The following is a 4,024-nucleotide window of genomic DNA, read 5'->3' as shown; positions in this document are numbered from 1 at the left end:
CACCCGGTTACATTCCGAACCCGGAAGTTAAGCTTCTCTGCGCCGATGGTACTGCACTCGGGAGGGTGTGGGAGAGTAGGTCACCGCCGGACAATCTTTTAAAATGGGAAAGCCCCGACCAGCACCGGTCGGGGCTTTTTCTTTTTGTCCGCAACGCTTTTCTTTCGTACGCAACGAGGGCCACTCCCAGTAACCGGAGTGGCCCTCTCTTGCGTTCGGGGACCGTTCGGGTCAGGCGGCGCGTTGCCACAGGGCTGGGACGTTGGGAGGTTCCCAGCCGGCCTGTGACAGGTGCCCCTGCAGGCACCGGAAGGTCGCGCCGCCATAGGTGACCCGGTCACCCGCCTGGTAGGTCACCCCAGCCTGCCAGGTGCCGCCGCCCGGAGGCGGACTCGTCGGCGGGTCCGTGGGCGGTACGCCCGGGACGTCGAGCACGAAGTCGAACGTGGCCTCCTTGGCAGTTCCCACCGTCCGGACGTTCATGAGAAGGCGGGGGTCGAAGATGGTGTCGGTGTTGTTGCGGGGTTCGCCGGGGAAGTAGAGCTGCGTGGTCAGCACCGGACGGCCGGGGGCCTGGGCCTTGACGTGGATGTGCCGTGTGCGGCCCGGGTACAGGCCGGGCACGATGGTGGTGAGCTTGAAGGCTCCCTGGGCGTTCGTGTACTGGTGGCCACGGAAGTTGTAGGTGACGTTGTCGTAGGCCCCGTTGTTGTCGGCCTGCCAGAAGTCCAGCAGCACGTTGGCCAGGGGCTGGCAGGCCAGGCCGAAGACGTACCCGCTGACCGTCAGCGGGGTGCCCACGCCGGGCAGGACCGCGCGCTGGGGGGAGTTCGGCTTGAAGTAGGGGCCTTCTGTCTGCGGGATGGTGGGGTCGTCCCCGTCGTCGCAGTAGGGGGTCGGGGTGAGCGGCCCGCCGCTCTCGGCCGTCTGCCGGGCGAGGGCCGGGACCTGGCCGATGAGTAACGGGACGGGTGTCGCTATGAGAGCCGCCTTGAACAGCGTCTTTCTGCTGATGCCGGCTTGCTTTTCGGCGCGGGTGTGCTCGCCTTCCACGATTGCCTCCTCGAGAGCGGCCCGCCGGGGGGTAAGGCAGGCTGTTTCCCAAGGTGGCACCCCGGCCGCAGGGGTGAGTACCCCCCACTTTTCTATATGCCCGGCAATATGTTCGCCCCAGGTACGGAGCGCTGTGGGCGGTCAGTAGGGTTGAGGGGTGGATTATCGTGCGGTTGAACGCGCGATCATGGATCGTGGCGTCGAGTGGGATTTCGAGCCGACGCTCGATCGGATCGCGGCCCTTCTTGACCTGCTCGGCTCGCCGCAGCGGGCATACCCGGTCATACACATCGCCGGCACCAACGGCAAGACCAGCACCGCGCGGCTGACCGAGGCGCTGCTGAAGGAGCGCAACCTGCGGGTGGGGCGGTTCACCAGCCCTCATCTCGTGTCGATGCGCGAGCGGATCACCGTGGACGGGGAGCCGCTGAGCGAGGAGCGCTTCGCCCAGGTCTACGAGGAGATCATCCCGTACGTCGAGCTGACCGACACGCAGGGCCGGCGCATCCAGTTCTTCGAACTGCTGACGGCGATGGCGTTCGCGGCCTTCGCCGACACGCCCGTCGACGTCGCCGTCATCGAGGCCGGCATGGGCGGGTCGTGGGACGCGACCAACGTGGCCGACGGCACCGTGTCGGTGATCACGCCCATCTCGCTCGACCACACCGACCGGCTCGGGCCCGACATCCCGAGCATCGCCGGAGAGAAGGCGGGCATCATCAAGTCCGGCGCGACCACCGTGCTGGCGCAGCAGGACCTGGAGGCCGCCGAGGTGCTGATGCGGCGTGTGGCCGAGGTCGGCGCCGTGGTCGCTCGCGAGGGGCTGGAGTTCGGCGTGCTGGGCCGGGAGGTGGCGATGGGCGGGCAACTGCTCACGTTGCGCGGGCTCAAGGGCACCTACGACGACGTCTACCTGCCGCTCTACGGGGCCCACCAGGCGAGCAACGCCGCCTGCGCGCTGGCCGCCGTCGAGGCGCTGACCGGCGGTGAGGATCCGCTCGACGTCGAGCTCGTCCGGGCCGCGTTCGCGCAGGCGTCCTCGCCCGGGCGCATGGAGGTCGTGCGGCGCACCCCCACGGTGGTGCTGGACGCCGCGCACAACCCCGGCGGCATGCAGGCGACCCTGGAAGGGCTGCACGAGGCGTTCGACTTCGCCAAGGTGATCGGCGTGGTCGGGGTGATGCGCGACAAGGACGTCGAGGCGCTGCTGGAGCTGCTGGAGCCGATGCTCGACGAGATCGTCCTGACGCGGAACTCCTCGCCCAGGTCGATGCCGGTCGAGGAACTGGCGGCGCTGGCCGAGCCGTTGTTCGGCGAGGAGCGGGTGCACGTCGTGGAGCGGCTCGACGACGCCATCGACAGGGCGATGGGCATCGCCGACTCCCAGGGCGAGTTCAGCGGCACGGGCGTGCTCATCACCGGGTCCGTCGTCACCGCGGGTGACGCGCGGCTGCTGCTCAAGGCGGACGGCTCATGACGAGCTTCGAGGTCACCCCCGGCATGCGCAGGCTGGGAGCCAGCGTGCTCGGCATGGAGGCCATCGTGGCCGGGCTGATCACGCCCGTGGCGATCAGCGTGGGGAAGGTCGAGCCGGTGCTGGCCGTGTCGGTCGGCATCGGCCTCGCCGTGGTGTGTGTGGTGGTCGCCGGCCTGCTCAAGCGGCCTTCCGGGTATGTCGCGGGCAGTGTCGTGCAGGTGCTGGCGATCGCCACGGGCTTCCTCGTGCCGACCATGTTCTTCCTCGGCGCGATCTTCACGGCACTGTGGATCACGGCGATTATCGTAGCTCGCCGTGTCGAGGGCGCTACTTCCCGCTAAAGTCGGCCAACATGGCCGTCCCCCCGAATCAGCGGCCGCCGCATCTGGCGCGCCTCAGACACTCATGGTTGCTCGACACGTTGCTCGGGCTCCTCGTCGTGGCAGCGCTCCCTCTGGCGGTCGTCGCGATTCCCAACACGCTCTCCGTCGTCGCCAGGCTGTTGCCCGCCGGGCTCGACCATGCCGCGCTCATGCGAACGCACGGGCTCGCGCTGCCGGCGCTCATGGTGAGCGTCCCGCTCGCGGGCGTGGCGTTGCGACGGGTGCCCGTCGCCTATCTGCTGCTCGGGGCGCTGGCCCTGGTGGCGCTGTCCGATGCCGCGGGCGGGTACGCGGACACCGAGTTCGTCGTCGGCGTGGTGCGGGTGCTGCGCGGTGTCGGCGCCGGGTTCGTCCTGACCGCCACGTCGGTGGCCGTCTGGGAGCGCGCGCCGGTACTGCGGGGCCTGTGGGCAGGAGTGTTCGGCTTCAGCCTGCTCGCGGCCCAGGCACTCGCGCTGTGGCCGCTCGACGCGGTCAGTAGCTGGCGGGTCACGTTGCAGCCGTACCCGCTGGTGACGGGGGTCGCGCTGGGCCTGGCCGCAGTGCACCTGGTCGCCTGGATGCTGCTCGGGCGGCCGGAGGCGCCCGTTCCCGACGCGGGCGAGCGCCGGCGGCTGCTGCTGGCGATCGTGCCGGCGGGGGTCGTCGCGGTCGTAGCGATCAGCACGGCCAGCGAGGGCTGGCGGGCCCTGCCGGTGATCCTGCTGGCCGCGGTGGCCGTCGTCGGGCTGCTGGTGATTGCCTCGACCGGGGGTGCGCGCAGCCGCGGGCCGGCGTATCCGATGGTGGCGGTCGGCGTGGTGCTGCTGCCCAGCGCCGCGCAGGTGACGCTGGTGGAGATGGGCGGCCTCGGCGGGCCGGGGCTGCGTGGCCTGTGGGTGTCGTACGGGGTGGCCGGGCTGTTCGCGGTCGCCGGTGCCGTGGCGGTGCGGCTGTTCGCGCGGGCCGCCGGCCGGTGGCTGGTGCCGCTGGGGCTGCTGGCCATGGTGGTCGGGCTGTGCTCGGTTCGGCTGGTGGTGCCGGCGGCCGACGGGATGGTGCTGGTGGTGCCGTTCAGCCTGCTCGCGGCGGGTGCGGCGGTGGCGCTGACGGCGGCGGTGCAGGGGGCGGG

The 4,024-nt window shown here is 70.5% G+C and carries 4 protein-coding genes and 1 rRNA gene; 4 read left to right on the top strand and 1 reads right to left on the bottom strand.

Annotated elements, in window-relative coordinates; translation table 11 throughout:
* Window positions 1-92 (top strand): 5S ribosomal RNA (gene rrf, locus FAF44_RS52365); the annotation flags it as partial.
* A gap of 139 nt (window positions 93-231) precedes the next feature.
* On the opposite strand, the gene FAF44_RS52360 is transcribed toward rrf, so the two are convergent.
* The gene (locus FAF44_RS52360) at window positions 232-1,053 is read right to left on the bottom strand and encodes a carbohydrate-binding protein (protein ID WP_237110979.1); all 822 of its coding nucleotides are present in this window, start codon (window positions 1,051-1,053) and stop codon (window positions 232-234) included.
* A 187-nt stretch (window positions 1,054-1,240) separates the two neighbouring features.
* On the opposite strand from FAF44_RS52360, the gene FAF44_RS52355 reads away from it, so the two are divergent.
* The 3 genes from FAF44_RS52355 to FAF44_RS52345 all read left to right on the top strand — a co-directional run.
* Window positions 1,241-2,530 (top strand): folylpolyglutamate synthase/dihydrofolate synthase family protein, encoded by a 1,290-nt coding sequence (locus FAF44_RS52355; protein ID WP_237110978.1) that lies wholly within the window; start codon window positions 1,241-1,243, stop codon window positions 2,528-2,530.
* Window positions 2,527-2,871, top strand: coding sequence for a DUF4233 domain-containing protein (locus FAF44_RS52350; RefSeq protein ID WP_237110977.1), 345 nt, complete (start codon window positions 2,527-2,529; stop codon window positions 2,869-2,871). The genes FAF44_RS52355 and FAF44_RS52350 overlap by 4 nt, the downstream gene beginning before the upstream one ends.
* Before the next feature lie 98 nt (window positions 2,872-2,969).
* On the top strand, window positions 2,970-4,024 hold a 1,055-nt coding region (locus FAF44_RS52345; RefSeq protein WP_237110980.1), incomplete at its 3' end, for a hypothetical protein.

Origin of the sequence: Nonomuraea sp. MG754425 (genome assembly GCF_021699195.1) — a bacterium.
Classification (GTDB): domain Bacteria; phylum Actinomycetota; class Actinomycetes; order Streptosporangiales; family Streptosporangiaceae; genus Nonomuraea.
This window is presented reverse-complemented; position numbering and strand designations above follow the sequence as displayed.

Bases quoted from the DNA above. Each gene is read 5' to 3' on its own strand.
- FAF44_RS52355 (WP_237110978.1), top strand. From the start codon at position 1,241: ATGGATCGTGGCGTCGAGTGGGATTTCGAGCCGACGCTCGATCGGATC.
- FAF44_RS52350 (WP_237110977.1), top strand. From the start codon at position 2,527: ATGACGAGCTTCGAGGTCACCCCCGGCATGCGCAGGCTGGGAGCCAGC.